Origin of the sequence: Modicisalibacter ilicicola DSM 19980, from assembly GCF_900128925.1 — a bacterium.
Lineage (GTDB): Bacteria > Pseudomonadota > Gammaproteobacteria > Pseudomonadales > Halomonadaceae > Modicisalibacter > Modicisalibacter ilicicola.
The window spans coordinates 60,018-85,742 of sequence record NZ_FQUJ01000008.1 but is presented as its reverse complement, the minus strand read 5'-3'; the positions used below and the strand labels follow the sequence as shown (position 1 = coordinate 85,742).

Annotated in this window: 25 protein-coding genes; 8 read left to right on the top strand and 17 right to left on the bottom strand. The window is 65.6% G+C overall.

The annotated features are described in order from the left end of the window. The first annotated feature begins 53 nt into the window (after nt 1-53). From BUA41_RS10320 to BUA41_RS10300, 5 genes are all read left to right on the top strand, one after another. The gene (locus BUA41_RS10320) at nt 54-1,511 is read left to right on the top strand and encodes an NfeD family protein (protein WP_072822470.1); all 1,458 of its coding nucleotides are present in this window, start codon (nt 54-56) and stop codon (nt 1,509-1,511) included. Nucleotides 1,512-1,558: 47 nt separating this feature from the next. Continuing rightward, nucleotides 1,559-2,386, top strand: a complete 828-nt coding sequence (locus BUA41_RS10315; protein ID WP_072822468.1) for a slipin family protein — start codon at nt 1,559-1,561, stop codon at nt 2,384-2,386. A gap of 69 nt (nt 2,387-2,455) precedes the next feature. Continuing rightward, nucleotides 2,456-3,361 (top strand): DMT family transporter, encoded by a 906-nt coding sequence (locus tag BUA41_RS10310; protein WP_072822466.1) that lies wholly within the window; start codon nt 2,456-2,458, stop codon nt 3,359-3,361. Nucleotides 3,362-3,523: 162 nt separating this feature from the next. Beyond that, nucleotides 3,524-5,014 (top strand): SulP family inorganic anion transporter, encoded by a 1,491-nt coding sequence (locus tag BUA41_RS10305; protein ID WP_072822464.1) that lies wholly within the window; start codon nt 3,524-3,526, stop codon nt 5,012-5,014. Nucleotides 5,015-5,277: 263 nt separating this feature from the next. Next, nucleotides 5,278-6,132, top strand: a complete 855-nt coding sequence (locus tag BUA41_RS10300; RefSeq protein WP_072822462.1) for a universal stress protein — start codon at nt 5,278-5,280, stop codon at nt 6,130-6,132. A gap of 83 nt (nt 6,133-6,215) precedes the next feature. On the opposite strand, the gene BUA41_RS10295 is transcribed toward BUA41_RS10300, so the two are convergent. The 17 genes from BUA41_RS10295 to BUA41_RS10215 all read right to left on the bottom strand — a co-directional run bounded on the left by BUA41_RS10295 (nt 6,216) and on the right by BUA41_RS10215 (nt 22,631). Continuing rightward, on the bottom strand, nt 6,216-6,902 hold the full coding sequence (locus tag BUA41_RS10295) for a hypothetical protein (protein ID WP_072822460.1): 687 nt from the start codon (nt 6,900-6,902) through the stop codon (nt 6,216-6,218). 114 nt (nt 6,903-7,016) lie between these two features. Next, complete coding sequence (gene fabG / locus BUA41_RS10290; protein WP_072822458.1) at nt 7,017-7,742, bottom strand: 3-oxoacyl-ACP reductase FabG; 726 nt, start codon at nt 7,740-7,742, stop codon at nt 7,017-7,019. After that, entirely contained in the window at nt 7,739-8,206 is a 468-nt protein-coding gene (locus BUA41_RS10285) for a hotdog family protein (RefSeq protein ID WP_072822456.1), read from the bottom strand. Before BUA41_RS10285 ends, fabG begins: the two co-directional genes overlap by 4 nt. Nucleotide 8,207: 1 nt before the next feature. Then, complete coding sequence (locus BUA41_RS10280; RefSeq protein ID WP_245791895.1) at nt 8,208-9,389, bottom strand: beta-ketoacyl-ACP synthase; 1,182 nt, start codon at nt 9,387-9,389, stop codon at nt 8,208-8,210. Beyond that, on the bottom strand, nt 9,386-9,994 hold the full coding sequence (locus tag BUA41_RS10275; protein WP_072822454.1) for a DUF3261 domain-containing protein: 609 nt from the start codon (nt 9,992-9,994) through the stop codon (nt 9,386-9,388). The genes BUA41_RS10280 and BUA41_RS10275 overlap by 4 nt, the downstream gene beginning before the upstream one ends. Then, complete coding sequence (locus BUA41_RS10270) at nt 9,991-11,265, bottom strand: NAD(P)/FAD-dependent oxidoreductase (RefSeq protein WP_072822452.1); 1,275 nt, start codon at nt 11,263-11,265, stop codon at nt 9,991-9,993. The genes BUA41_RS10275 and BUA41_RS10270 overlap by 4 nt, the downstream gene beginning before the upstream one ends. Then, nucleotides 11,255-13,645: an MMPL family transporter gene (locus BUA41_RS10265; protein ID WP_072822450.1), complete on the bottom strand. Its 2,391-nt coding sequence runs from the start codon at nt 13,643-13,645 to the stop codon at nt 11,255-11,257. Before BUA41_RS10265 ends, BUA41_RS10270 begins: the two co-directional genes overlap by 11 nt. Then, entirely contained in the window at nt 13,629-14,249 is a 621-nt protein-coding gene (locus tag BUA41_RS10260; RefSeq protein WP_072822448.1) for a LolA family protein, read from the bottom strand. The genes BUA41_RS10265 and BUA41_RS10260 overlap by 17 nt, the downstream gene beginning before the upstream one ends. After that, nucleotides 14,239-15,804, bottom strand: a complete 1,566-nt coding sequence (locus BUA41_RS10255; protein WP_072822446.1) for an HAL/PAL/TAL family ammonia-lyase — start codon at nt 15,802-15,804, stop codon at nt 14,239-14,241. The genes BUA41_RS10260 and BUA41_RS10255 overlap by 11 nt, the downstream gene beginning before the upstream one ends. Beyond that, nucleotides 15,785-16,738: a lysophospholipid acyltransferase family protein gene (locus BUA41_RS10250; RefSeq protein ID WP_072822443.1), complete on the bottom strand. Its 954-nt coding sequence runs from the start codon at nt 16,736-16,738 to the stop codon at nt 15,785-15,787. Before BUA41_RS10250 ends, BUA41_RS10255 begins: the two co-directional genes overlap by 20 nt. Continuing rightward, nucleotides 16,735-17,499: a glycosyltransferase family 2 protein gene (locus BUA41_RS10245; protein ID WP_072822441.1), complete on the bottom strand. Its 765-nt coding sequence runs from the start codon at nt 17,497-17,499 to the stop codon at nt 16,735-16,737. Before BUA41_RS10245 ends, BUA41_RS10250 begins: the two co-directional genes overlap by 4 nt. Continuing rightward, the gene (locus tag BUA41_RS10240) at nt 17,489-19,249 is read right to left on the bottom strand and encodes an ApeI family dehydratase (RefSeq protein ID WP_072822438.1); all 1,761 of its coding nucleotides are present in this window, start codon (nt 19,247-19,249) and stop codon (nt 17,489-17,491) included. The genes BUA41_RS10245 and BUA41_RS10240 overlap by 11 nt, the downstream gene beginning before the upstream one ends. Next, nucleotides 19,242-19,817, bottom strand: a complete 576-nt coding sequence (locus tag BUA41_RS10235) for a COG4648 family protein (RefSeq protein WP_072822436.1) — start codon at nt 19,815-19,817, stop codon at nt 19,242-19,244. Before BUA41_RS10235 ends, BUA41_RS10240 begins: the two co-directional genes overlap by 8 nt. An 18-nt stretch (nt 19,818-19,835) precedes the next feature. Beyond that, nucleotides 19,836-20,108, bottom strand: a complete 273-nt coding sequence (locus BUA41_RS10230) for a phosphopantetheine-binding protein (RefSeq protein WP_072822434.1) — start codon at nt 20,106-20,108, stop codon at nt 19,836-19,838. Further along, a complete protein-coding gene (locus tag BUA41_RS10225) occupies nt 20,077-20,895 on the bottom strand; it encodes a lysophospholipid acyltransferase family protein (RefSeq protein WP_084671406.1) in 819 nt (272 codons plus the stop codon). The genes BUA41_RS10230 and BUA41_RS10225 overlap by 32 nt, the downstream gene beginning before the upstream one ends. Continuing rightward, nucleotides 20,895-21,596 (bottom strand): beta-ketoacyl synthase chain length factor, encoded by a 702-nt coding sequence (locus tag BUA41_RS10220; RefSeq protein ID WP_072822432.1) that lies wholly within the window; start codon nt 21,594-21,596, stop codon nt 20,895-20,897. The genes BUA41_RS10225 and BUA41_RS10220 overlap by 1 nt, the downstream gene beginning before the upstream one ends. A 174-nt stretch (nt 21,597-21,770) precedes the next feature. After that, nucleotides 21,771-22,631, bottom strand: a complete 861-nt coding sequence (locus BUA41_RS10215) for a MurR/RpiR family transcriptional regulator (RefSeq protein WP_072822429.1) — start codon at nt 22,629-22,631, stop codon at nt 21,771-21,773. Between the two features lie 193 nt (nt 22,632-22,824). Between BUA41_RS10215 and zwf the strand changes: the two genes are divergently transcribed. The 3 genes from zwf to BUA41_RS10200 are packed head-to-tail and all read left to right on the top strand — an operon-like array spanning nt 22,825 to nt 25,705. Beyond that, a complete protein-coding gene (gene zwf, locus BUA41_RS10210; RefSeq protein ID WP_072822427.1) occupies nt 22,825-24,315 on the top strand; it encodes a glucose-6-phosphate dehydrogenase in 1,491 nt (496 codons plus the stop codon). After that, on the top strand, nt 24,315-25,004 hold the full coding sequence (gene pgl, locus BUA41_RS10205; RefSeq protein WP_072822424.1) for a 6-phosphogluconolactonase: 690 nt from the start codon (nt 24,315-24,317) through the stop codon (nt 25,002-25,004). Before zwf ends, pgl begins: the two co-directional genes overlap by 1 nt. Nucleotides 25,005-25,042: 38 nt before the next feature. Then, the gene (locus BUA41_RS10200; RefSeq protein WP_072822422.1) at nt 25,043-25,705 is read left to right on the top strand and encodes a bifunctional 4-hydroxy-2-oxoglutarate aldolase/2-dehydro-3-deoxy-phosphogluconate aldolase; all 663 of its coding nucleotides are present in this window, start codon (nt 25,043-25,045) and stop codon (nt 25,703-25,705) included. Nucleotides 25,706-25,725 lie beyond the last annotated feature (20 nt).

Below are 25,725 nucleotides of genomic sequence, written 5' to 3'. Positions count from 1 at the left end.
TGTCACGACAACAATGGCCAGCCTTCTAGAAGCAGGCATCACGCGGGGGCATCATGCTGGAGCTTTGCCGGGTTCTGAACAATCGTTGCATTCCATGGCTGGTCGTCCTGCTTGCCGGGTTGCTGTTGGCATGGCTGGCCAGCGCCCAGGAACAGGCGAGCCGCCAGAGCGCCCTGGTGATGACCATCGATGGCAGCATCAGTCCGGCGTCCAGCGATTATTTCCAGCGCGGTCTGGAAAAGGCCGACGAACAGAACGCCAAGCTGGTGATCCTGCGACTCGATACCCCGGGCGGGCTGGATGCCTCGATGCGCGACATGATCAGCGCCATGCTGGCCTCGGATGTCCCCGTGGCGGTCTATGTCGCCCCCGCGGGTGCTCGCGCCGCCAGCGCCGGGACCTATCTGCTGATGGCCAGCCACGTGGCGGCCATGGCGCCTTCGACCCACCTCGGTTCGGCGACACCGGTACAGATGGGTGGCGGGGGGCTGCCCGGGGCGGAGGACGAGGCGAAGGAACCCGAGGCATCGGATGAAACGCCTACCCAGGACGAGGCAGAAGGGGAGCAGCAAGACGAGCAGGCAAGTGGTGACGACAAGCGCCGTGGCGAGACGGCCATGGAGCGCAAGGTGCTCGAGGACGCGGTAGCCTACATCCGCAGCCTGGCCGAGCGCCACGATCGCAACGCCGACTGGGCCGAACGCGCGGTGCGCGATGCCGTGAATCTCACCGCCCGAGAGGCCCTGGCGCAGAACGTGACCGACGTGGTGGCCTCCGATATCGAGGATCTGCTGGCCCAGATCGATGGCCGGGAAGTGGTCATGAGCGGTGGCAACATGACCCTCGAGACCGCCGATCTGACGCTCGATCGCTTCGATCCGGATTGGCGTACCGAACTCTTGTCGATCATTGCCGACCCCAATGTTGCCTACTTCCTGATGATCGTCGGTCTCTATGGCCTGATCTTCGAACTGATGAACCCGGGGGCCCTGGTGCCGGGCACCATCGGTGCCATCTGCCTGCTGCTGGCGCTGTTCGCCTTTCAGGTGCTGCCCATCAACTATGCGGGGCTCGCTCTGGTACTGTTGGGACTGGGACTGATCATTGGCGAGGCACTGATGCCAAGCTTCGGGATCCTCGGCATCGGCGGAATCGTTGCCTTCGTCGTGGGGTCGGTGATCTTGATGGACGATAGGAATATGGCCGTGTCGATTCCCTTGATAGCGGGTGTGGCCCTGGTGGCGTCGGGGTTGTTGCTGTGGGTGGTGTTGCGATTCGCGGGGCTGCGCAAGCGGCCACCGCGTACCGGAGAGGAAGAGATCATCGGAGCCGTGGCGATTGCCCTCGAGGATTTCGACCATCAGGGGCATGTGCGCCTGCGTGGCGAGCGCTGGAATGCGCGCACCGGTGAGGCAGTGCGCAAGGATCAGCGCCTGAGGGTGAAGGGGATCGATGGCTTGACCGTCGAGGTGGCGCCCGTCGATGTCGACAGTGATGCGACGACGTCATGAATGCATTCATTGAGCCTCTGCTCGAGGCGATCCGAGGAGATCTTGCCATGTGGGTATCCTATCTCGTTCCCGTCGTGCTGGTACTGCTGCTACTGGCCGCCTCGATCCGCATTCTGCCGGAATACAAGCGCGGGGTGGTGTTCTTCCTCGGCCGCTATCAGGCAGTGAAAGGCCCGGGGTTGTTCATCATCATTCCCGTCATTCAGAAGATGCAGGTGGTCGATCTGCGGGTGATCACCATGGACGTGCCGGAGCAGGACGTGATCTCCCAGGACAACGTCACCGTGCGCGTCAACGCGGTGCTCTACTTCCGCGTGGTGGACCCGGAAAAGGCGATCATTCAGGTCGAGAACTTCGTCGTCGCGACCAGTCAGCTGGCCCAGACCACCCTGCGCTCGGTGCTGGGCAAGCATGATCTCGACGAGATGCTTTCCGAACGGGACAAGCTCAACGACGATATCCAGGAGATCATCGATACCCAGACCGAGGAGTGGGGGATCAAGGTGGCCAACGTCGAGATCAAGCATGTCGACCTCGACGAGAGCATGATTCGTGCCATCGCCCGTCAGGCCGAGGCCGAACGCGAGCGGCGCGCCAAGGTCATTCATGCCGAGGGCGAACTGCAGGCTTCGAAGAAGCTGGTCGAGGCCGCCAACGTGATGTCCGAGAATTCCGCGGCGCTGCAACTGCGTTATCTGCAGACCATGAGCGACATGAGCAACAAGAACGCCTCGACCATCGTCTTCCCGCTGCCCATGGATATCATGGAAGCCTTCAAGTCGATGCATCGGCCGTCACAGCCGACAGCCCCCAGGGCCGGGAGCCAGCAACCGCCCCAGGACGACGGCGAGACGACGGCCACGGAGGCTCGATAAGCAATAGCTTGTCTTCGACGTGCAATTTGAGCAGGCTGGAGGGCCGATCGAATTGCCGTCGAGGCCGCCTTGTCGTTTTCCAACCTCTCCTATCGCCAGAAGGGCCTGCTGCTGACCGCGGCAGGCCCGCTGATCATTTCCCCGGATGCCTTGCTGATCAAGTTGATCGACCTGCCCGACAGCCAGATGCTGTTCTGGCGGGGACTGCTCACGGCGCTGGGGTTTTTCATCATCGTGCTGGTGCGCAGTGGGCGCCACACCATCGCCGTGTTTCGGCGTTGCGGCCTGGTCGGCATCGCGGTGGCGGGGCTGTTCACGCTGTCGAACTACGGCTTCGTGCTGGGCAACCAGTACACCAAGGGTGGCAACGTGCTGATGATCCTGGCCGGTGCGCCTCTGATCGCCGCGCTGCTGTCGCGTTTCTTCCTGCGGGAGCGGTTGCCGCTGCGGACCTGGATTGCCATCGTCCTGTGTCTGCTGGGCACCTCGCTGATCGTCCTGGACGATGCCGGCCCCGGTTCCTGGCTGGGCAACGCCTTCGCCCTGCTGGCGGCGTTCTCGCTGGCGGCCAACTTCACCCTGTGCCGTACCCGTCCGGGCATCGACATGAGTCCCATGCTGACCCTGGCAGGGCTGATGGTGGCGGCATCCGCGCCCTGGCTCGCCAGCGGCGGAGTGGCATTGCCGAATGCCACTCAGGCGGGCTGGCTGGTACTGCTGTGCCTGATCCTCATTCCCCTGGGATTCACCCTCATTCAGCGCGGCCCCCTCTACCTGCCCTCCGCCGAGGTCAGTCTGCTGTTTCTGCTGGAAACCGTCGTCGGCACCCTCTGGGTGTGGTGGGTGCTGGGTGAGACACCCTCGCACATCGCCTTCGCCGGCGGTGCCCTGGTGATCGGGACATTGCTCGTCAAGGGATTGATCGATCGCCGTCGCGAACGACGCCTGCGCGAGGCCATCGAGCCCGGCGGGTGAAGTGGCACCCGCGAGCTGTTAGAATGCCCCGCTTCGCTTTTCCCTGACCGATCCATTGCCTTGCCGTTCGGCAATCCCTTCAGCGATTCCTTGACGCGCAGCGCTCGTGCTGCGCGCGTCACTGTGCTGACCACGGCCTAGTACAACCCAACGGAACCGAGCATGATTCGATCCATCCGCCACTCCTGGTTTTCCAATATCAAGAACGATTCCCTCGCCGGTATCGTGGTCGCCCTGGCGCTGATTCCCGAGGCGATCGCCTTCTCGATCATTGCCGGGGTCGATCCCAAGGTAGGCCTCTACGCCTCCTTCTGTATCGCCGTGATCATCGCCTTCGTCGGCGGGCGCCCCGGCATGATCTCGGCGGCCACCGGGGCCATGGCGCTGTTGATGGTCACCCTGGTCAGGGAACACGGGCTCGAGTACCTGCTCGCCGCGACGTTGCTGACCGGGGTGCTGCAGATCGTCGCAGGCTACCTGCGCCTGGCCGACCTGATGCGTTTCGTCTCGCGCTCGGTGGTCACCGGCTTCGTCAACGCCCTGGCGATCCTGATCTTCATGGCCCAGATTCCCGAGCTGACCGGTGTCACCTGGCACGTCTACGCCATGACTGCGGCAGGGCTCGGCATCATCTACCTGTTTCCGCTGTTGCCCAGGATCGGCCGCGCGGTGCCGTCACCGCTGGTGTGCATCCTGGTGCTGACTGGTGTCTACATGACCAGCGGCATGGACATCCGCACCGTTGGCGACATGGGCGAGCTGCCGGATACCCTGCCGGTGTTCCTGTGGCCCGACGTGCCGTTGACCTTCGAGACCCTGGCGATCATCTTTCCCTATTCGGTGATGCTCACCGTGGTCGGCCTGCTGGAGTCGATGATGACCGCCACCATCGTCGACGAACTTACCGACACGCCCAGTGACAAGAACCGTGAGTGCAAGGGCCAGGGCATCGCCAACATCGGCTCCGGCCTGCTCGGTGGCATGGCGGGCTGCGCGATGATCGGCCAGTCGGTGATCAACGTGAAGTCCGGCGGGCGCACCCGGCTCTCGACCCTGGTGGCCGGGGTGGTGCTGCTGCTGATGGTGGTGTTCCTGAGCGACTGGGTGTCGCAGATTCCCATGGCCGCGCTGGTGGCGGTGATGATCATGGTCTCCATCGGGACCTTCAGCTGGGAGTCGCTGCGCGATCTCAAAAAGCACCCGATGAGCACCAACATCGTCATGGTCGCCACCGTGGCGGTGGTGGTGGCGACCCATAACCTGGCCATCGGCGTGTTCGTCGGTGTGCTGCTGGCATCACTGTTCTTCGCCAACAAGGTGGGGCAGGTGCTCTACATCGGCAGCGAGATGAGTGCCGACGGTCGCACCCGCGAATACACCGTCGTGGGACAGGTGTTCTTCACCTCGGCGGACCGCTTCACCGAGGCCTTCGACTTCAAGGAGACCGTCGAGCGGGTGCGTATCGACCTGTCCCGCGCGCACTTCTGGGACATCACCGCCGTCGGCGCGCTGGACAAGGTGGTGATCAAGTTCCGCCGTGAAGGCACCGAGGTCGAGGTGGTGGGCCTGAACGAAGCGAGCGCGACCATCGTCGACCGCTTCGCCGTTCACGACAAGCCCGAGGCCGTAGAACAGTTGATGAGCGGCCACTGAGAGAGCCGTCCACGATCTACTGCACTCGGCGATACGGCGTTGAAATCGATCTGGTGCGCCAGCCCGGTCATAATGCTCATTTACTCCGTGTAAACTGCGCTTATTGACTCGCAACATCCATGTTGCTCGCTCTTCGAGCAACAGAGTTGCCCAAATCGGCTATCCTGCCGATTTGTCGTTCGATTTCGCCTTGTCTCGCCATCGTTCGTAACGATCGTGAACAGGCTCTCGGCATCTACATAACGATCAAGGGGACGTTCGGCATGAGCGAACACGTGATGGCCTGCATCGATGGCTCCGGTTACTCCACGGCGGTATGCGACTATGCCACCTGGGCCAGCCAGCGCCTCGAGGCGCCGCTGACCTTCCTGCATGTGCTGGATAACCATCCACCACCGGAGGAGGGCAACTTCTCGGGCAACATCGGCTTGGGCAGCCGCGAACATCTGCTCGAGGAGCTTGCCTCGTTGGACGAGCGCCGGGCGCGCATCGCCCAGGAGCAGGGGCGGGCCATGCTCGACGCGGCCCGGGAAAGAGCCGGCGAACAGGGCATCGAGGAACCACGCACGCGCCAGCGCAACGGCGAGCTGGTCGAGACCCTGAGTGAACTGGAGAGCGAGATCCGGCTGCTGGTGCTGGGCAAGCGCGGCGAGTCGGCTCACACGGCGACCGAGCACATGGGCTCCAATCTGGAACGAGTGGTACGTGCCCTGCACCGCCCCATTCTGATGGTGCCCGAAGCGTATCGTGCGCCGCAGCACGTCATGATCGCCTTCGATGGCAGCAAGAGTACTCGCAAGGGGGTCGAGATGATCGCTGCCAGTCCCCTATTCAGGGGACTCGATTGCCACGTGGTGATGGTCGGCGCCGAGGTTGCCGACATGCAGGCGCAGCTGGATTGGGCCGTGCGCACGCTGGATAAGGCGGGTTTCGAAACCCATGGCGCCATTCGCGCCGGCGAGGTCGAGGCGACGCTGCGCGCCTATCAGCAGGAGCACGCCATCGATCTCCTGGTGATGGGGGCCTACGGGCACTCGCGCATTCGCCATCTGCTGGTCGGCAGCACGACCACTGCCATGCTGCGCAAGGCGGACATTCCCTTGCTGCTGTTGCGCTGAGCACGTTCGAGCAGGCCTCCGTAGGGCGCCGATCACGTCAACGGCAGCCGCGGCAGGAGCCTGTTCCCTCGCGGGCATTCAGTTCAATCGTCGTCGTCTTCATCGTCGTCTTCGTCATCTTCGTCCTCATCGCGCCTTTCGGGCGTCCGCTCCTTGCGCAAGGCCGTGGCGAGCACTCGCGCGCCCTTGGCATCGACGAGGCGGTGATGGTCGGAAAGCTCCAGCACCAGTTCGTTGCTCTCCGACGTCGTGGCCCCCAGGGTGGTGACGAAGCGCCCTCCCTCCAGGGTGATCTTCCTGGGTGTCGATTCGCCTCTTTCACGAGGCAAGAGAATCAATTGCCAGGCGTCGCGGTCGCCCTCCAGCATCAGATGGTAGTTCGTCTCCAGAGCGGCGAGATCGCCGCTCAGTGCGCTCAGCAGCAGTGTGACCATCTGCTGTTCGCCGGGCAGGTTGTCATCGCTCTCCTCCAGGGGAGGAACGACGGAGGCGCCTTCGGGAGATCTCAGGTCGAGCAGTTGGCCGGTCTTGTCGAGCTCCATCAGCCGCGGTTCGGGGGTCAGCCACTGCAAGACCAGAGGCTGGTAAGGGGTGAACAGCAAGTGACCGGTGGCATGGACGCGGATCTCGGCCTCCTCGAGCCAGCGGCTCTGCTCTATCTGGCTCTGAAAGGCCGGTGTGGAAGCCTGCCAGGAGCCCCACTCCTCGAGGGTGAGCGCCTGGACAGGAAGCGAGAGCATCAACAGTAGGACTACGGCGAGGTATCGCATGAAAAATTCCTGCACGTATGCAAATGAAAGACGGTCGAGCATGATCCTGCGCTCACGACGCGGTTGAATGACGATAGCTTAACGTGTGACAGGGATCGATATGTCCCAAATTGCTCAGCACATTCCCCCATTCACCGCAATGATCTGGCGGGTGATGTAGGAGGCATCCGGGGAGCAGAGAAAGCTCACCGCGGCAGCCACCTCGTCGCCGGTACCGATCCGCTGCATGGGAATGAGCTTGAGAGCCCCTTCCATCGCCGACGCGTCGGTCATGTCGGTGTCGATCAGCCCGGGCGCCACGCCGTTGACCGTGATGCTCCGCTTGGCCAGTTCCACGGCCAGTGCCTTGACTGCACCGTTCAAGCCCGCCTTGGCGGCGCTGTAGTTGACCTGACCGCGATTGCCCATGAGCCCCGATACCGAGGACATCACCACGATGCGCCCCGGGGCGCGACGTCGAACCATGGGCATGACCAGCGGTTTCACTACATTGTAGAAGCCATCGAGATTGGTGCGGATGACACTGTCCCAGGCTTCGTCGGTGAGACTGGGAAAGGCGCCGTCGGCAGCGACGCCGGCATTGCAGATCACCCCGTAGTAAGCACCGTGAGCGTCGATGTCGGCCTCGATCGACTGGCGGGCCGCGTCACGATCGGCGACATCGAAACAGAGCGTCCGGGCGCTGCGGCCCATGGCACGAACCTCGTCGGCCACCCTCTCGGCGGCGTCGCGCCGGCGACGGCAATGCACGACGATATCGAAGCCGTCGCGAGCCAGGCGCAGGGCGATGGCACGGCCGATGCCGCGACTCGATCCGGTGACGAGCAGGGTGTCGGTCATGGCTGGGTCTCCTCGTTGGGGGGTGGCTGGAATACGGCCAAGGTGCCCGCGGCGAGACATCTCCCCTCGTCATCCAGGATCTCGCCCCGGAAGTGGCCCAGGCCGTTGTCGGCACGAAAATCGAGGCGAATCGTCACCTGATAGGTGCGATCCGGGGGCAGGTGCTCCCGAGTGGTCTCGAAGCGCTTGGTACCGATCAAGAAACCGATCGCGGGCGCCTCGCCTTGGGCGGCGGCATGCCAGCCCGCCCAGGCGGCGACGGCCTGGGCCAGCCACTCGAGCCCCGTCCAGCCAGGGATCCCCACCTCGGTGGCAAAGAGATCGTCTGCACCCGGCATGACGTCGGCCCGGAGGCTGACGTCATCGACAGCCAGGATCCGATCGAGCAGGCACATGTCCTGGCGCTGGGGGACGTAGGGGGCGATCGGGCAGGGCAGCGCGGGCAGGCTTTCGCTCGTGGCCATATCAATCCACCTTGCCCAGCACCAGGCTTGCGTTGTTGCCGCCGAAGGCGAAGGAGTTGCTCATTACCCGGCGCGGCGTCTTGCCCCTGGACTCATGCACCAGTGGCAAAGGGGGCAGGGTCGGGTCGTAACTCCCGTCATAGACATGCACGGGAAGCCGACCGTGCTGGAGGGCCAGCCAGCAGAAAGCCGCTTCTAGGGCGCCGGCGGCGCCCAGGGTGTGGCCGGTCATGGCCTTGGTCGAGCTGCAGGGGGGCGGCGTGGGGAACAGTCCGGCGATGGCCCTGGCTTCCATGAGATCGTTATGCGGGGTGGCGGTGCCGTGAAGGTTGAGGTAGTCGATCCGATCGCTGGTGCAATCGGCCTGGATCAGCGCCGCGCGCATGGCGGCCAGGGCGCCGCTGCCGTCCGGGCGTGGTGCCGAGACATGATAGGCATCCGAGCTCTCGCCGACGCCCTCGAGCTGGATGCCGCCCGGTTCGCGAGTGACGATGAACAGGGCCGCGGCCTCGCCGAGGTTGATGCCATCGCGATGAGCGGAAAAGGGCAGGCAGGGGGCGTCGCTGACCGCTTCCAGGCTGGCGAAGCCGTTGACCGTGAGACGACAGAGCGTATCGGCGCCGCCGGCGATCACGGCATCGCATTCGCCGGAGCGCAGCAGACGCCGAGCGCTGGCCAGGGCCCGGGCACTGGAACTGCAGGCGGTAGAGAGCACGTAGGCCGGTCCCGTGAGTGCCAGATGCTCGGCGATGAACTGAGCAGGCGAACCGAGTTCCTGCTGGGCGTAATGGAAAGCGTCGGGCAGAGGGGCCTCACGCCCGGCGAGTGCCAGGGCTTGTTCGGTCTCGCCGATTCCCGAGGTGCTGGTGCCGATGACCACGCCGATGCGCGAAGGGTCGTGATCCACCAGAATCCGCGCCAGGTCGAGCCGCGCCAGGGCGGTTGCCAGCAGGCGGTTGTTGCGACTGCGATGCCGGGTGGGCCAGCGGGTATCATCGGCCAGCGTGGCGGTCACCCGGCCCAGCGGCAACTCGCGGCCGGGCGTGTAGGCATCGCTCGGCGTGAGGCCACGACGCCCCTCGAACAGGGCTGCGGCAATCGTTTCCAGGCTGTCGCCCAGGCTGCAGGCCACGCCGGGTGTCGACAGACGACAAGGGAGGGTCATGTCGTTCGCGATGCTCATTCAGGGGGCTCCCGCCGGGGCGCCTCGAGAGGGGCGATGCGCAGGCGATACTTGCCCTGGCGGTCGTCGAGCAGCACCGCCTCGTCGCGGGTGGCGTCCGTCGCCGGCGGGGTAACCCGGGCCATGACCCGGCCATGGAAACGGATCACCCGGACGTCCTCGACGATATCCACGCTCCAGGGAGTGCCGGTGAATGCCTCCTCGAGGGCCACGGGCGGCCACAGGCTCCATTCCAGGCGCGAGGCAAGCCACTCGGGAGACACGGGCAGGGCCTCCTCGAGGGCTTGCCGGGGCAAGTCGCCTTCCTCGAAGCGACTGCCCTCGGCATCGTGAACCAGGGTCGCCAGGCGCTGGCCATAGGGGGTCAGAAAGACGGCACGCAACTGCTCGTCATCGAGGCGGATCAAGGCAATCAGCTTGCGAGTTCGTTGCGGGGCGTCGTCGGGAACGAAGGTCAGGCGACGCTCGAGCGTGTCGGTCAGCGGCAGGCTGTCCAGGCGTGGCGAGGGCGCGGTCGAGGGCAGCCAGGCGCAGCCGCTCGCCAGGGTCAGCAATGCCATCGCCAGGACGGCAAGATACCGTGATGGGTGAAAGACGTTCGTCATGTGCTTCCCTGTCGTGCCGGGGGCAAGGTGTAGCCGCAGAGCTGGGCCAGCGTCGTCAATCGCTTGTCGGTGGCGGCGACGAAAGGGTTGCGTTCGTCCCAGGCATAGCCGGCCAGCACCGAACTGATCATGCGCTTCAGCCCGTCGGGTTGCTTCTCGCTGAAGACGATGGCCTGCAGGCGACCGTCGTACCAGGCATCGACGAAGGCACGAAAGGTGGCGATACCCTGACGCAGCGGCGTCTCGAAGTCGGACTGCCAATCCACCGGCTCGCCGCGCAACTGACGATCGACCAGCGGGGCGGCGAGACCGGCCGAGCGCAGGGCGATGGTCACCCCGGAAGAAAAGACCGGGTCGAGGAACTCTCCCGCATTGCCGAGCAGGGCATAACCTGGGCCGTGCAGGCAAGAGACGTCGGCGGAGTACCCCTTCAGCTCGCCGATGGGCCTCACCGGACGGGCGTTGTGCAACAATCGACGATAGCGCGGTTCGGCATCGATCAGCCGGCGCCAGCGATCTTCGGCATTGTCGCCGTAGCGTTCCAGGGTGTCGATGGCACCCACTACTCCCACCGAGGCATGGCCGTTGGCGAACGGGATCAGCCAGTACCAGATCGTGGGGTCTTCGGGGTGCACGCCGATGAGGATCTTTTCGCGATCGTAGTCCGGGGCATCGATACGGTCCTCGACATGGGTGAACAGCGCCATGCGCGGCTCGAGGCGTGGATCGCGACTCAGGTCGAGCTTGCGGGCCAGCACTCGGCCATAGCCGCTGGCATCCAGCACGAAGCGAGCGGTCAGGGTCGTGGTCCGACCCTCTTCATCGGTGTAGCTCACCCGGGGGCGTTCGGCGTCGGGCCGGAAATCCGTCACCGCGACGCCGAAGGCGACCTGGGCGCCGTAAGTGGCGGCGGCATGGATCAGGCGTTGATCGAAATCGGCGCGCTCGATCTGGAAGGTGGTCCCCCAGCCTTCGGTGAACTTTTCGCGGAAATCGATGGCGGTGCGAGTGGCGCCACGCGTGAAGGCGGCGCCATTCTTGAACTGGTAGCCCGCGGATTGCACCGTCTCGAGCAGACCTGCCGTCTCCAGGTGGCTCATGCATTGGGGCAGCAGGCTCTCGCCGATGGAGAAGCGCGGGAAGTGGCTGCGCTCCAGCACCCGCACGCCATGCCCGAGGCGCACCAGCTGCGCCGCGGCGGCGGCGCCGGCAGGCCCGGCACCGATGACGACGACATCGGTATCGAAATGGGAAGAACGTTCAGGTGCCATGAGGGCTCTCCGCCGGCAGTTGCGTCGTTGATGGATGATCGTGATGGGGGCGTACCCAGGGTACCAGACACCACACGATCGTCAGACCGCTCAGACAGGACAGGCCCAGGTAATGCAGCGCGGGGGTTGCACTGAACGTCAGCAGGCCGAAGGCCAGCAGACTGGTCAGCGTCGACAGGCTGATCGCCAGCCAGGTCGAGGGCCGACGTCCATGCTCGACGCTGAAGATACCGGCGTCCAGCCCGATTCCCAGCACCAGCAGCAATCCCAGCTGGCTGAAGACGTTCAGCGGGATACCCAGGACGGCGAACAGGCTCAGAACGCCCATCAGGGCGCCGAGTGGCGGGGTCAGCACCCGCCAGGTATCGCGGCCGTAGCGCCAGGCCAGCAGCAAGGTCAGCCCCACCACTGCGGTGGCCACCCACCAGACGATATGCTCGCGTAGCCGGCCGAGCAATTCGGCGATACGCGCCACGCGATCGACGTAGGTGACGCCCTCGTCCCGGGCAGCCAGGCGCATCAGCCGTTGTTCGAGGGCTTCACGGGCCTCTGTGTCGCGGCCGTCGAGATCGACGGGCAACGTCGCCGCGACGGCGCTTTCCGCACCTTCGTTCCCGGAGGCCACTTCGCCCAGCCAGAGACGACGTTGAGCGTTGCCCAGGGGCGTGTCCAACCAGGTTGTGACATCGAGAGCGGGAGAACGATCCAGGCGCTGTCGAGCACGTTCGGCGACCCTCGCCTCGAGTCCTGCCTGATTCACCAGCCTGTCCAGGGGGTCTCCATACAGGCGCCGTACCCGGGCCAGGTTCTCTTGTTGTACCGACGGCGGTGGCACGCTGTCGGCCAGGTTGATGTAGTCGAGGTTGGCGCCCTCGGCGATCCACTCCTCCAGGGTGTCACCCAGCTCGGCGAGGCGTTTCAGGAGTGCCGCCTCGTTCGTCGCGGTGACCAGCAGGTATCGATTGCCGGTGTCGCTGCCCAGCAAGCGTTGCACCTGGCGCTCCTGATCGAGTAGCCCCGGCGAGGAGGGATTGAGCAGCCGCAGGCTGTCGTCGCTGGTCAGTTGCCAGCCGATCAGCACGCCGGCGAGCAGGGTTGCGGCCAGGGCAGTTCCCGGCGAGAGACGACGGCGCGGGGTCGTGTGGCGCCAGAGCCTCTCGGCGAGCCGTGCGGTGACGGCGTGGTGGGGCAGCCTCATGCGTGGCAGCCATAGCACCACGCTGAGCCAGGCCCCGAGCAGGCCGAAGCTCGCGAAGGTGGCCATCTGGCGCAATCCGGGAAGCGGCGTCAGGGTCTGGGCCAGATAGGCCAGCAGGCTCGAGACCAGCCCCAGGGCGAGCCCAGGCAGTAGCCTGCGCAGCCGAAACGCGCTGCCGTGCACGGCACGATCGCACTGCAGGTGCAGGGCGTAGTCGATGGCGATGCCGATCAGGCTGGCGCCGAAGGCCAGCGTCATCAGATGCAGCCGGCCGAAGAGCATCAGCGTCAGCGGCAGGGCGAACAGCAGGCCACAGGCCAGAGGCAGCAGCATCTGCAGCAGCGCGCGGGGTGAACGAAACACCACCAGCAGTATCGCGACCAGGCCGATCAGCGCGCCGAGCCCGATGGTGGTGATCTCCTGTCTGGCCTGACGGGCGGCGGCGGCGGCATGCAGAATCAGCCCCGAGCGCAGGAGCGTGGCCTCTGGATGGTGGCGTTCGAATGCCTCGAGGACCCCGGACAGCGTCTGCTGGGCGGCAAGGTCGTAGGGGGAGCCGGCCAGGTGGCCGATCAGCAGGGCGTAGGTCCGACTTTCCCCACTGACGGTGAGCAAGCCGTCACGGGCACGGATCGGACTGTCGTCGCGCGCATCGATCCAGCGCTCGAGCAGCCCGAAAGGATCGACCACGGGCTGGGGTTGTCCCGCCGGCGAGAAGAGTGCGCGCAGGGCGGGTTGAATCAGCGTCCTGCCGCCATGCTGATCGATTGCCTGGCGCAGTTCGGCAGTGAGAAGGCGGTAGCGATAGGCATCCAGGGCCTGGCGCGGGTCGTTTTTCGCCAGGTCGCGGGGCTGCCACTCGAGTTCGGCAAGTAGGGGCGTGCCATCGTCTCCGGCGTCGCTCAGTGCCTGGGCCAGCGCCCCGGCATCGGCTTCCAGGTCCGGGGAAGAGAGCAACAGCACGAAGCGATCCTCGAAACTGCGACTCAGCCGCCCGCTGGCCCGTTCGATCAGGGGCGACTGGTGATTCTCGGGCAGCATGGCGGTGAGTCGCGTATCCACCGGCAGGCCGTCGCGCATCAGCCAGCCCAGGCCGAGCAGGCAGGCCAGCAGCACCAGACCCCACAGCCAGGCCAGCAGGCGCGGCATTCCGGTGTGCTGCTGTTCAGGGCTCGCTGGCATCGGGCGCCTCGGCAGCCCCGGCCTCGAGAGGACGCTGGTCGAAGAAGCGTACCTCGAGCACATCCCCGTTGGCCGCGTCGAGCTCGAGATGCTCGAGGTGGCGGCCGCCCTGAAGCTCGATGCGGGAAAGCCGCTCGCGCAAGGCTTCGGCCTCGGGGATCAGGGTGACCTGCCAGGCGTTCTCGTCACCGCTCAATTCGAGGCTGAAACGCTCCCGCAAGCTCTGCCAGTCACCCTGGAGCAGGCGCAGGAAGAGGGTCGCGACCTGTTCGCGTTGCCGAGCGTTGTCGGGAGACCCGCCTGACGCCTCACCCGGCACGGGCGCCGCCTCGGGGAGGCTCTCGGCTTTGAACACGAGGCGATCCTCGACGGGGGTTTCCAGGGTCCAGACGACCCGGGTGTCACGCTCGTACAGGAAGTGACCGCTGCTAATGAGTCGGGTGTCGAGGTCGGCGAGATAGCGTTGCTGCTCGAAACGCCCCTCGAGCGCCTCGCTCTGGCTCAAGCGGTCCTGCAGGTCGGCAAGCTCGAAGGCCAGCGCCGGTCCGGGCAGGAGCAGCATGAACCAGATGATCCGACGTAGCCGCGTGATCCTAGTCGCCATGGATTCCCTCCGTCAGCTCGGTCATATGTGCACACAGGTAGCGCAGATCGGCTTCCAGGGCACGGTCCTCCTCGACGAAGGCGATGCATTCACGGCAGCGTTGCTGGAAGGCGGCCAGCACCGGCGGTAGCCGGGTGTCGAGGGCGCGACGCAGATCCACGGCCTGGCAGGCACCGTGCAGCACCCCGGCCACCACCTGTTCGGTCAGGGCGAGCACGCGCAACGCGTCCCGGGCGGCGATGGTGCCCATGCTCACCTTGTCCTGGTTGTGGCACTCCGTGGAGCGCGAGAAGACACTGGCCGGCATGGTCAGCTTGAGGGCCTCGGCGGTCCAGGCCGAGACCCCAATCTGCACGGCCTTGTAGCCATGGTTGAGCGCGGCCCGGCAGGCGCCCGCCCCGCTCAGGTTGGCGGGCAGGCCGTGGTTGTAGCGGGTGTCGACCAGCAGGGCAAGCTGCCGGTCGAGCAGGTCGGCGATGTTCGCCACCAGGGTCTTCAGCGAGTCCATGGCGAAGGCGATGTGGCCGCCGTAGAAATGGCCGCCGTGCATTACCTTGCCGACCACCGGCTCGATCAGCGGGTTGTCGTTGGCGCTGTTGAGCTCGTTTTCGATGAAGCTACGGAGCCAGGGCAGGCTGTCCTCCAGTACGCCGATGACATGAGGGGCACAGCGTGTCGAATAGCGGTCCTGCAGGCGTGAGGAGTTGCGCGGGGTGGCGTCGTCGACATCGGCCTGGCCCAGGTCCCGGCGCAGGCGTGCGGCGACCCGCTGCTGGCCCGGATGCGGCTTGGCGGCGAACAGGTCGGCATCGAAATGGTAAGGATTGCCGTCCAGCGCCCAGGCGTTCATGGCGGTGATCCGTGTGGCCAGCCGTGACAGCCGTTCGGCACGCCCGTAGGCCAGGCAGGCCAGGGCCGTCATCACGGCGGTACCGTTCATCAGCGCCAGGCCCTCCTTGGGGCGCAGCCGATAGGGGGCGAGGTTGCGTTCGGCGAGTGCCTCGGCGGCAGGGCGCCTCTGGCCCCGGTCGAAGACCTCGCGCTCGCCACACAGTACGGCGGCCAGATAGGAAAGCGGCGTCAGATCGCCGCTGGCGCCCACCGAGCCCTCGGCGGGAATGACCGGGATGACGTCTTCCTCGAGCAGCCATACCAGGCGTTCGAGCAGGTCGAGGCTGACCCCGGAGACACCTCGGCACAGCGATACCAGGCGTACCAGTACCACCGCTCGGGCGGATTCGATATCGAGCACCTCGCCAAGCCCGCAACCATGGAAGGTATACAGATGACGTGGCAGTTCGGCGTGCTGGTTCGCGGGCACCGAACGGGTACAGGCATCGCCGTAGCCGGTGGTGACGCCATAGACGACACCCTCTTCCTCGAGCAGTCGCTCCAGGAAGGCGGGGCCGGCGGCGATACGCTCGCGAAACTCGGGCGAGTCGGAAAGCGCGACCCGCAGGCGGCCCTCGGCAACGGCCAGGACGGTCTCGAGCTCGACGGTCTGCCCGTCGAGATGCAGTCGCGTGGAGCTACGGTCAGGAAGCGTATCGGTCATCGGTCTGCCAGAAGGGAAAGAAGTTGAACCACTGCAAGGGGTAGCGGCGGCATTGATCGGTGAGCCAGGCCACGTAGCGCTGCATGGCCGCCTCGCGCCAGGCATCGCGATCGGCGCGGCGCAGTGTGCTGGTGTCGTCGAAGGGTCGAAACTCGACCCGATGCGAGCCGCCTTCGCGCAAGCAGCTCAGGGTATAGATGGGACAGCGCAGCAAGGCCGCCAGCCAGAAGGGGCCCTCGGGGAACAGGGCCGTGGCTCCCAGGAACTCGAGAGGGCGGACGCGGCCCTGCTCGTCGATGGGGATACGGTCGGCAGCGATGACCACGAACCCCCCGGCGTCGATGCGCTCGGCCAGGCCCAGCGCGGTGGCCGGCGTGATTTCGGTGACTTCGACGATCTCGGGGCCGCGACGCCGCGTGGAGCGATCCAGGAGCTGGTTGAACTTGCGCGAGTTGCGGGTGTGCATGAGTTGGGTGACATGGAAGTCGTCCCGCGTGTCGCTCATGGCGCTGCAGATTTCCAGGTTGCCGACGTGTGACACCAGCATCAGCCCCCCGCGACCGCTGCGAATGGCTCGATCCAGGCAGGCACGGTCTTCCGGTGCCAGGCGCACGTCGAGCGGCACACCGCTCCAGGCATCGACCTTGTCCATCAGCGACTGGCCGAAGGCCATGAAGTGCTTGAGGCCGAGCCAGGCACGCCAGCGCGGCAGGTGACCGGCATGCAGCGGCCAGATCCGCTGGAGATATTCACGGGAGGCGCGGCGCGGCAAGGACTGGCAGAGATAGTAGTAGACGATCACCAGACCCAACATCACCCGAAAGGGCAGGCGCCCGAGATGGCGACGAATCCACACCATGATGCGCATGCCGGCCACCGAGCCGGATTCCTGGATGCGGGCCCAATGCCGTGGGATGTCGGTGGATGAACTCATGGTCGGGGGTTCGAGACTCTCGGTCGGTGAAACAGCAGGTACGGCAGGCGACGCAGCATGCCACAGAAGAGCCGTCCATGCATGAGGGCCAGCAGTGCGTTGTCGCCCCACAGATCGAAGTGCGACACGCCATCCATCGGGTAATGGACCCGCACCGGCAGGTTCATCACCGGCAGACCCGCCCACAGCCAGCGCACCGGCAATTCGGTATCGAACTGCATGCGCTCGCCGCATCCATGACGGGCGACCAGGCGATTGACCGCGGCGACCGGGTAGAGCTTGACACCACACATGGTGTCGCGCAGGGCGAAGGAGAGCGTGTTGAGCCATACCAGGGCGTGGGTCGCGTAGCGGGCGTAATAGCGATGCCGGGGCACGCTCTGATCGAACAGCGGATAGGCGATGCGCAACTCTTCCTGCCGGGCGGTCAGTCCGTCCAGGAACGGCGGAAAGTCCTCCGGCTCGTGCTGGCCGTCGGCATCCACCTGCAGGGCATGGGTGAAGCCCTGGCGCTCGGCCTCGAGCAGGCCCGCCTTGACTGCTGCTCCCTTGCCGCTGTTCGCTGCCAGACGCACCAGATGCACGTCGTCCGCCGTGGCCAGTTCATCGAGCACCTGGGCGCACTCGGCATCGCTGCCGTCATCCACGAGCAGCAGGGGCACTCCCAGGCGGCGTGCTCCGGCGCAGGTCGTGGTGATGGCGGTGGCATGATTGTAGACGGGGATCAGCACGCAAGGGCGAGCCGGCTGATCACTCGACATGATTGACCTCCTGCGCGTGGAAGACGACCCTGCCCGTGGCGTGGGTGCCCCGCGGACTCCGTGCGGTGAAGGCGAGCCGGGTATCCCGCGCATCATGGGTCAGGGCCAGGGAGAGCGTCACTCGCTCGCCGGGCACCAGCAGCGTCGGGAACTTCACTCGTTCGAGTCGCTGGAAGACCCCGGAGACGCCCAGATGTTCCCGAGCCAGCTCGACGATCCATTGGACGATGACCACGCCCGGCACCACGGGGTGCCGATCGAAATGGCCTTGCACATACCGCAGGCGCTCGGGGACTTCGAGCGTCATGCGGCAGTGATCGTCATCCTGGCGCTCCACCCCCAGCCAACGCGGCACGCGTCGATCCTCCAGGTCGCGGAACAGCCGTCTCACGACGGTGCCGGAGAGCTTGCCCTGGGTGTCCGTCGGCCAGGCATCGACGAAGCGCCAGTAGCGAGGCACCACCGTCGACTCGAAGGCAGCGAGCAGATGCCGGCGCAAGGTCTCGATCAGGTCGCGACGCGCGGCGTGGTCATGAGGAAGCCGCTCCGGGGCAAGCTGGACGATGGCCCCCAGTCGGGTGTCCCGCTCCGGCAACCACACGGTGCGGGCCTGGACCACCCCGGGATGACCGCCCAGGGCGCGATCCATGGCGGTGAGGGAGAGGCGCTTGCCGCCCACCTTGAGGATACGATCGGAGCGCCCCAGCAGGCGAAAGCCGTCGCCCTCGAGACTGATGCGATCGGCCTGGCGCTGCCAATCGCCGCTCGAAAGAAACGGCGAGCGCAGCCACAGGGCACCATGGCAGTCGTCACGCACCTCGACGCCGGCAAGTGGCATCCAGCGCTCGCCCTGCTGCTGGATGCGCCAGGCGATGCCGCCGGTCTCGGAACTGCCGTAGATCTCGCTGACCGCGACGCCGAGCAGCTCGCAGGCATGTTCGCTGGCCGCCCAGGACAATGCCGCCCCCGAGGAATGAACGCGTTTTAGTACCCGGGGCGCGGCTTCCCAGTCTATCTCCCTGGGCAGGCGCTCCAGGGGAGGGGGAGCGCTGATCAGTACCGCCCCCGGCGGGGCGTCCTGGCTGTGGCGCCTGGTCCGGTCCAGGCGCCACAGCCAGTCGCTCAGGGTTTCCGGGTAGCGGCACAGGCTCATGGCCATGGGGGCGCCTTCACAAAGCGGGCGCAGTATGGCAAAGAGCAGGCCATAGATATGCTGATGGCTCACCTGGCTGATCACCAGTCGCCCCTCGAGGGGCCACAACCGGGCATGGGTGGCAAGCTCGGCATCGAGCTGGGCGAAGCTCTTGTTCAGGCGTTGCGGGTCGCCGGTCGAGCCCGAGGTGTAGAGCGAGACGGCCAGACGTTCGGCATTCAGCTTGCCCCAGCGCGGTGAGGCGCCCCGAGGCGTGGCAAGGTGGGCCTTGGCCACGTCGCCGAGTCGGGCGTGCGTTATACGATCCACGCCGGCCAGGGTGTCGGGACGATCGTCGGCGGGCAGCACGACGCTGTCGCCTCGCTCCCAGCAGGCGATGAGCGCAGCGGCGAATTCGAGAGGATCTTTGAGGTGCAACAGCCAGCGCCGGCCGGGGGTGGCCAGGGTGTCCAGCAGGACTTGCCAGGCACCGATGCGCTCATGGAAAGCCCGCCAGGTAACGGCCTCGGATGCAGCGGGGGCATCGCACCGCCAGCCTGCCGGCTGGTCGAGCGAGGCGGTTCGCCAGGGGGCGCCAAGCAGCGAGGCTTCAGTCATGAGCTTCCTTGCCTCTTGCACGCTGGCGCACGCACCATTCGCCGATGAACAGGGCGCCACTCAACCCGTAGGCGATGCCGCCATTGTAGAGGGTCCAGGTGGCCAGGTCGGCGTAGAGGGCGGTCCACAGGGCGATCGCCCCATTGACGAAAAAGAAGCCACACCAGAGTTGGGTGACCCGTCGGGTATAGCGAACCCCGCTGGGCGGCAGGTCGGGCTCCCAGCGACGTGCCAGGCGCTCGATCAGGGTGGGCGGGTGGCGCAGGCTCCAGGCGAACAGGCCCAGCAGGGCGGCATTGATCAGCACAGGCCAGGCGCGTACCCCGAGGTTCGCATCACCGAGGAGAGCCAGCATCGCCACGACCGCCCCCAGCAGCAACCCCCACCGCCTGTATCCGACAGGCAGCCGCCAGCAGATCAGTGCCACGCCCAGTGCCAGCAACGGCAGAGCGCCGTCGCGGGGCAGCAGGAGGAACACCAGCAGCGGCCAGGCCAGCATCAACAGGCCGCAGAGCAGCGTGACGAGGGTCGGGCGCGGTGTCGGGCGTGCAAGGCTCGGCGCGGTCATCTCCTGGCCTCTCCCTGGCTATTTGACGCGACGTGCTTCCACCAGGGCGGCCAGGCTCTTCAGATCGGCGAAATGGTGGCGAGACTCCTCGCTGTCGGCGTCGAGCTTGATGCCGTAGGTCTTCTGCAGGGCCAGCCCCAGTTCCAGGGCATCGATGGAATCCAGACCCAGGCCCTCGACGAAAAGAGGCTCGTCCCGGTCGATGTCGTCGGGAGTGACATCCTCGAGTTCCAGGGTGTCGATGATCAAGTGTTTGAGTTCAAGTTCCAGGTCGTTCGACACGGGTGACATCCTCGTCCATCAGGAAAGTATTGAAATAGGCCTCCAGCCGGCGGTTCAGGTCGCGCGTGGCCTGCAATGTCGTCTCCGCCTCGGCAGGTATCATGGCTTCACCGATCTCGAGGCGGAAGCAGGGCTTGCGGGGGGCCACCCGATACCAGGGGATGCCCTTGACCAGGGTGCTGGGCTCGCAGCGAATCCTCACCGGCGTGATCGCGGCGCCGCTCGAGAACGCGATGATGGCGCCGCCCCGGCGCAGACGAATCGGCTTGCCGGGCGTCGATCGCGTTCCCTCGGGAAAGACGATCAACGACTGCCCATTTTCCAAGGCCCGACAGGCTTCTGCAATCACCCTGCGGGGATTGCGGTTGGCGATGAAGCCGGCGGACTGGATCACGTGCCGGGTGACAGGATGCCTGGCCAGGCGCCCCTTGACGATACAGCCGGCATTCGGCGTATAGGCGAGCAAGAACAGGGCATCGATCAAGGAGGGATGATTGGCCAGCACGAGTCGCCCGGGATGCCTCAGACGCTCACCGTCGACGAGCCGGTAATCGATCAGCCCCAGGCCGCGAAGCACGGTCACGAACCCTCGGCAGGCCAACCCCACGACACGCCGTACACGGCGCTGGGAGACGGCTCGATCGGGGCTGGCAAGCTTGAGCAGGGGAGCGATGCCCAGTCCCACCGTCAGGGCGCAGAACGCGAAGAGCAGGAAGCAGCCGCCCGTGGCGATCCGGCGCCAGCTTCGATCGAGACCGCTGCCGGCCAGGCGTGGCATGACAAGGACACTGGGCATCAGGAGTCCAGGATCCACATGAGTCGGCGGGTCGGGCAGATCAGTGGCGCCTCGCCGAGCAGCCAGGCAATCACGTCGCTGGGATGGGGCGGGCGAGCATCCCGGAGCATTGCCTCGTCGGCATCATGCGAGGTCAAGGGCCGTCCAGCAGAAGGTGTCGTGGCCAACCCCAGGCGTAGCGCCACGGCCGAGGCAGGCTCGGAGTGCGTTTCGTGATAAGCAAAACGCGCGGGAACGGGGGCATCACTAAAGACGGCGATCAGTTGCGGTTCGCCTTCGGCAAGGTAGCCGCGCGCTTCGCTGAAAAGGGCCGACACCTCGGCCCCGGAAGCAGCGATGGCCTGGAGCGAGCGGCGGTTGCCGCTAGCGATGGAGTGCACGCCGACGATGGCGTTATGTACCGACATGCCGAAGCGGGCCGGCGACAGGGGCTCACCCTCGGTCAGGGCATAGAGCATTTCCAGGGTGCGTGCCGCATCGCCGTGCCGCGAGGCATGCAGCAGCACGCAGTCGGCCCCTGGATCGAGGGCGGCAAGCATATCGCAGACCGCCCGCCCCGGCCCGTTGAGACGGCGGCGCAACATGGCCGGCAGGGAGGTCGCGCCGGGGCGCTCCTCGACCGAGAGGCGCCGGTCGTCCAGGGGTGTGCGCCCGGGCTGCCAGGCACGCCAATCCTCGAGGGTAAGGGTGGCCGTTGTCATCAAGGGGTTCGTTCCAGAGCGCGATCAGCATAGTGTGCCATGGGTGGCTGGCCTGGCAACGAAACGGCAGGTCAGCACAACGGGCATACCCTACGCGAGTCCTGCTGGATAGACCACTTCGGCGAGCGGCTCTCCTTGAAAAATGCATGAAGTGGAAGGGGCCGACGAGCCCTGTCAGGCATCGCCGAGAGGAAAGCGCGTGGCCTGCAAGCTGTCCTTGATCTTCTTGAGATGTGGCAGGAAGTCCTCGCCACGCCTGAGGGTCACGCCGGTCGCCAGCACATCGATCAACGCCAGATGGATCATCCGCGAGGTCATCGGCATGTAGATGTCGGTATCTTCCGGGGTGACGACTTCCAGGGTTTCGGTGCACTGGGCGGCCAGCGGCGAATCCGGGGCGGTGATGCCGAGCACCACGGCGCCATTGTCGCGACCCACCTTGGCGATTTCCACCAGCTCGCGGGTGCGCCCGGTATAGGAGATGATCACGATGACGTCACCGGTGTGGCTGGCCGCCGCCACCATGCGCTGCATCAGCACATCCTCGTAGGCCGTCACCGGCAGGTTGAAGCGGAAGAACTTGTGCTGGGCATCCTGGGCCACCGGCCCCGAGGCACCGAGTCCAAAGAAACTGATCTGCTTGGCCTGGATGAGGTAGTCCACGGCGCGTTCGATGCGCCGGGCGTCCAGGGCGCGGCGCGCGTCGTCCAGGGCCACGATGCTTGCGCCAAAGATCTTGTCGGCGTAGCTGGCCGCATCGTCCTCCCGCTCCACGTTGCGACTGATATAGGGGGTGCCTCCTGCCAGACTCTGGGCTAACTTGATCTTGAAGTCGGGGTAGCCCTTGGTGTCGAAGTTGCGGCAGAAACGGTTGACGGTAGGTTCGCTGACCGAGGCCCGCTGGGCCAGCGTGGCGATGCTCAAGCCGGTGGCGGTCAGCGGGTCGCGAAGAATGACTTCCGCCACCTTGCGCTCCGAGCGGTTGAGTTCCTCCAGCCGGTCGCGGATACGCTCCAGAAGATCGTGGCTGGCCATCGGGGGGATCTCCCTACCATACTGAGGTGGTGATTTAACTACATGGGTGTTCGTATCCTACCGTGCCTCGGGCGTGACACAAAGACGAAACGATTTGATTCGCGAATTTTGTTAAACTTACTACCGTATTTGCGAAGCCGGGTAGTCCTGACGTATTTTGTCGGTAAGTTAACCAGATTTGGAGAGCCGTTCCATGGTCCAAGGCACCACACCCGACGTCGACCTGGCTATCTTCGGTGGACTGGGCGATCTGGCGTTACGCAAGCTTTACCCTGCGCTCTACCATCTGGATCGGGACGGTCTGCTGGCAGCGGACACGCGGGTTCTGGGGCTGGCGCGCCAGGAAATGGACATCGTCGCGTTCCGCGAGCGCGTGCACAAGACACTGAAGACCTACGTCAAGCCGGCGTCCCTGGACAAGGCCTGCTTGAGCCGCTTTCTCGAACGCCTCGATTATCTGCAGCTCGATTTCAGTCATCCGGAAGGCTTCCATGCCATCCGTCAGTGGCGAACGAGCGCCCCGCATGGAAATGCCGGACGGCCGATGACGGTCTACCTGGCGGTTCCCGCCAGCATCTTCGGGGACATCTGCCACAATCTGCATGCCAGCGGCAGCCTCGACGACGAGACCCGCGTGGTGGTAGAGAAGCCCATCGGCTACGATCTCGAATCGTCCCGGGAGATCAACGATGCCATCGGTGCGGTGTTTCCTGAGTCGCGCATCTACCGCATCGATCATTACCTGGGCAAGGAGACGGTCCAGAACCTGATCGCGCTGCGTTTCGCCAATCCGTTGTTCGGCACCCAATGGAACCAGAATCACATCTCCCACGTCGAGATCACCGTTGCCGAGCAAGTGGGAATCGAAGGGCGCTGGGGCTATTTCGACAAGGCCGGGCAACTGCGCGACATGGTCCAGAACCACCTGTTGCAGCTGCTGTGCCTGATCGCCATGGACCCGCCCTCCAATCTCGACGCCGACGCCATCCGCGACGAAAAGGTCAAGGTGCTCAAAGCGCTCACGCCTTTCAACCGCGAGTCGATCACCCGGGACGTGGTGCGCGGCCAGTACATCGCCGGCTCGATCGACGGCAGCAGCGTGCCGGGTTACCTGGACGAAGAGGGCGCCAACACCGACAGTCGGACCGAAACCTTCGTCGCCATGCGCACCGAGGTCGCCAACTGGCGCTGGGCGGGCGTGCCGTTCTATCTGCGCACCGGCAAGCGCATGCCGGAAAAGCTGTCGCAGATCGTCATCCATTTCCGCCAGCAGGCGCACTACATCTTCGATCCGGATCAGCGCAACCTCGCGGCGAACAAGCTGATCATCCGCCTGCAGCCCGAGGAGGGAATCGCGCTGCAGGTGCTGACCAAGGATGGCGGGCTCGACAAGGGGATGCGCCTGCGCCCCGGGCCACTGCACCTGGATTTCAACAGCGCCTTTCCCAAGTCGCGCATTCCCGATGCCTACGAGCGCCTGTTGCTGGAGGTCATGAAGGGTCAGCAGTATCTGTTCGTGCGCCGTGACGAGGTCGAGCACGCCTGGCGCTGGGCCGATCGTCTGGTGGCGGCCTGGGACGAGCTCGACGTGCCGCCACGGCGCTACCCGGCCGGTTCCTGGGGGCCGGTGGCGTCGATCGCCATGATCACCCAGGACGGTCGCTCCTGGTACGAGGATTACTGATGAGTTCATCCCGGTCTTCACATGCTCCCCAGCCTCGCGAGCAGCTGGCTGCCCAGCTGGCGGAGTCCGTCGCCAGCGCCCTGGCAGTGGATCTGACCAACCAGGAGCGCGCCCTGCTGGTGGTGTCCGGCGGCTCGACGCCGGTGCCGTTCTTCACGCGACTCGCCGCCGTGGATCTGCCCTGGGAGCGTGTCGACGTAACCCTGGCCGATGAGCGTTGGGTGAATGGCGAGCACCCGGACAGCAATGCTCGGCTGGTGCGCCAGCACCTGCTGCAAGGCTTGGCGGCGGCCGCACGCTTTCATCCGCTGACCACCGCTCATGGAACGCCCGAGGAGGGTGCCGCCGAGGTAGCCGAGCGCCTGGCCGGGTTATCCTGGCCTGCCAGCGCGGTCATCCTGGGCATGGGTGGAGACGGCCATACCGCCTCGCTGTTTCCCGACAGCGGTGAGCTGGGGCTGGCGCTGAGCACCGACGAGGCCACGGTGGCCGTGCGTGCGTCCAGCGTGCCCCAACCGCGTATCACGCTGAGCGCGGGCTGGCTGCACAAGGCGCGCCGTCACATGCTGCACATCGTCGGAGACGACAAGCGTGCCGTGCTGGCCCGTGCCATGGGCGGTGATGACGTGAGGGAATTGCCCATCCGCGCCTTCCTGAGTTGCCCGCTTGCTGTTTATTGGGCGCCCTGAGTTCCTGTGGCGCCCTGTGTTTCCTTTGGAGTAGTGCCATGACCATCGAAAAGCAATTGCCCTCGACGCGTACCACCGAGCTCGACAGCATCTGCCTCAAGGCCGAAGTCATTCCCGTGCTCACCATCGAGCGCATAGAGGATGCCATCCCCCTGGGGCGAGCCCTGGTGGAAGGCGGCCTGCCGGTATTGGAGATCACCCTGCGTACCGACTGTGCGCTGGAGGCGATTCGCCGCATGAACGAGGCGCTGCCTGGCGCCAGTGTCGGTGCCGGCACCGTGCTGACTCCCGCCCAGTATCGTCAGGCGGAACAGGTCGGCGCCGACTTCGTGGTCACTCCCGGGGCGACCGATGCCCTGTATCGCTACGGGGTGAGCAGCCCGGTGCCGATGCTGCCCGGGGTGGCGACCATCTCCGAGCTGATGAACGGCTGGCAGTATGGCTACCGTCGCTTCAAGTTCTTCCCCGCCGAGGCCAGTGGCGGCGTCGCGGCGATCAAGGCCTTCGGTGGCCCGATCCCCGAGGCGCGTTTCTGTCCCACCGGGGGCATCACCCTCGAGAATGCCGAGAGCTATCTAAAGCAGCCCAACGTCATGTGTGTCGGCGGTTCCTGGCTCACGCCCAAGAAGCTGATCGATGATGAAGACTGGGAAGGCATCAAGGCGCTGGCGCAGCAGGCCGCGGATCGCTTTCATCATTGAGCACCCCTCGCCAGGAGCGT

Excerpts from the sequence above, each read along its gene's own strand:
- BUA41_RS10320 (WP_072822470.1), top strand. The coding sequence starts at position 54 with ATGCTGGAGCTTTGCCGGGTTCTGAACAATCGTTGCATTCCATGGCTG.
- BUA41_RS10315 (WP_072822468.1), top strand. The coding sequence starts at position 1,559 with ATGTGGGTATCCTATCTCGTTCCCGTCGTGCTGGTACTGCTGCTACTG.
- BUA41_RS10305 (WP_072822464.1), top strand. The coding sequence starts at position 3,524 with ATGATTCGATCCATCCGCCACTCCTGGTTTTCCAATATCAAGAACGAT.
- BUA41_RS10300 (WP_072822462.1), top strand. The coding sequence starts at position 5,278 with ATGAGCGAACACGTGATGGCCTGCATCGATGGCTCCGGTTACTCCACG.
- BUA41_RS10295 (WP_072822460.1), bottom strand. The coding sequence starts at position 6,902 with ATGCGATACCTCGCCGTAGTCCTACTGTTGATGCTCTCGCTTCCTGTC.
- fabG (WP_072822458.1), bottom strand. The coding sequence starts at position 7,742 with ATGACCGACACCCTGCTCGTCACCGGATCGAGTCGCGGCATCGGCCGT.
- BUA41_RS10285 (WP_072822456.1), bottom strand. The coding sequence starts at position 8,206 with ATGGCCACGAGCGAAAGCCTGCCCGCGCTGCCCTGCCCGATCGCCCCC.
- BUA41_RS10280 (WP_245791895.1), bottom strand. The coding sequence starts at position 9,389 with ATGAGCATCGCGAACGACATGACCCTCCCTTGTCGTCTGTCGACACCC.
- BUA41_RS10275 (WP_072822454.1), bottom strand. The coding sequence starts at position 9,994 with ATGACGAACGTCTTTCACCCATCACGGTATCTTGCCGTCCTGGCGATG.
- BUA41_RS10270 (WP_072822452.1), bottom strand. The coding sequence starts at position 11,265 with ATGGCACCTGAACGTTCTTCCCATTTCGATACCGATGTCGTCGTCATC.
- BUA41_RS10265 (WP_072822450.1), bottom strand. The coding sequence starts at position 13,645 with ATGCCAGCGAGCCCTGAACAGCAGCACACCGGAATGCCGCGCCTGCTG.
- BUA41_RS10260 (WP_072822448.1), bottom strand. The coding sequence starts at position 14,249 with ATGGCGACTAGGATCACGCGGCTACGTCGGATCATCTGGTTCATGCTG.
- BUA41_RS10255 (WP_072822446.1), bottom strand. The coding sequence starts at position 15,804 with ATGACCGATACGCTTCCTGACCGTAGCTCCACGCGACTGCATCTCGAC.
- BUA41_RS10250 (WP_072822443.1), bottom strand. The coding sequence starts at position 16,738 with ATGAGTTCATCCACCGACATCCCACGGCATTGGGCCCGCATCCAGGAA.
- BUA41_RS10245 (WP_072822441.1), bottom strand. The coding sequence starts at position 17,499 with ATGTCGAGTGATCAGCCGGCTCGCCCTTGCGTGCTGATCCCCGTCTAC.
- BUA41_RS10240 (WP_072822438.1), bottom strand. The coding sequence starts at position 19,249 with ATGACTGAAGCCTCGCTGCTTGGCGCCCCCTGGCGAACCGCCTCGCTC.
- BUA41_RS10235 (WP_072822436.1), bottom strand. The coding sequence starts at position 19,817 with ATGACCGCGCCGAGCCTTGCACGCCCGACACCGCGCCCGACCCTCGTC.
- BUA41_RS10230 (WP_072822434.1), bottom strand. The coding sequence starts at position 20,108 with ATGTCACCCGTGTCGAACGACCTGGAACTTGAACTCAAACACTTGATC.
- BUA41_RS10225 (WP_084671406.1), bottom strand. The coding sequence starts at position 20,895 with ATGCCCAGTGTCCTTGTCATGCCACGCCTGGCCGGCAGCGGTCTCGAT.
- BUA41_RS10220 (WP_072822432.1), bottom strand. The coding sequence starts at position 21,596 with ATGACAACGGCCACCCTTACCCTCGAGGATTGGCGTGCCTGGCAGCCC.
- BUA41_RS10215 (WP_072822429.1), bottom strand. The coding sequence starts at position 22,631 with ATGGCCAGCCACGATCTTCTGGAGCGTATCCGCGACCGGCTGGAGGAA.
- zwf (WP_072822427.1), top strand. The coding sequence starts at position 22,825 with ATGGTCCAAGGCACCACACCCGACGTCGACCTGGCTATCTTCGGTGGA.
- pgl (WP_072822424.1), top strand. The coding sequence starts at position 24,315 with ATGAGTTCATCCCGGTCTTCACATGCTCCCCAGCCTCGCGAGCAGCTG.
- BUA41_RS10200 (WP_072822422.1), top strand. The coding sequence starts at position 25,043 with ATGACCATCGAAAAGCAATTGCCCTCGACGCGTACCACCGAGCTCGAC.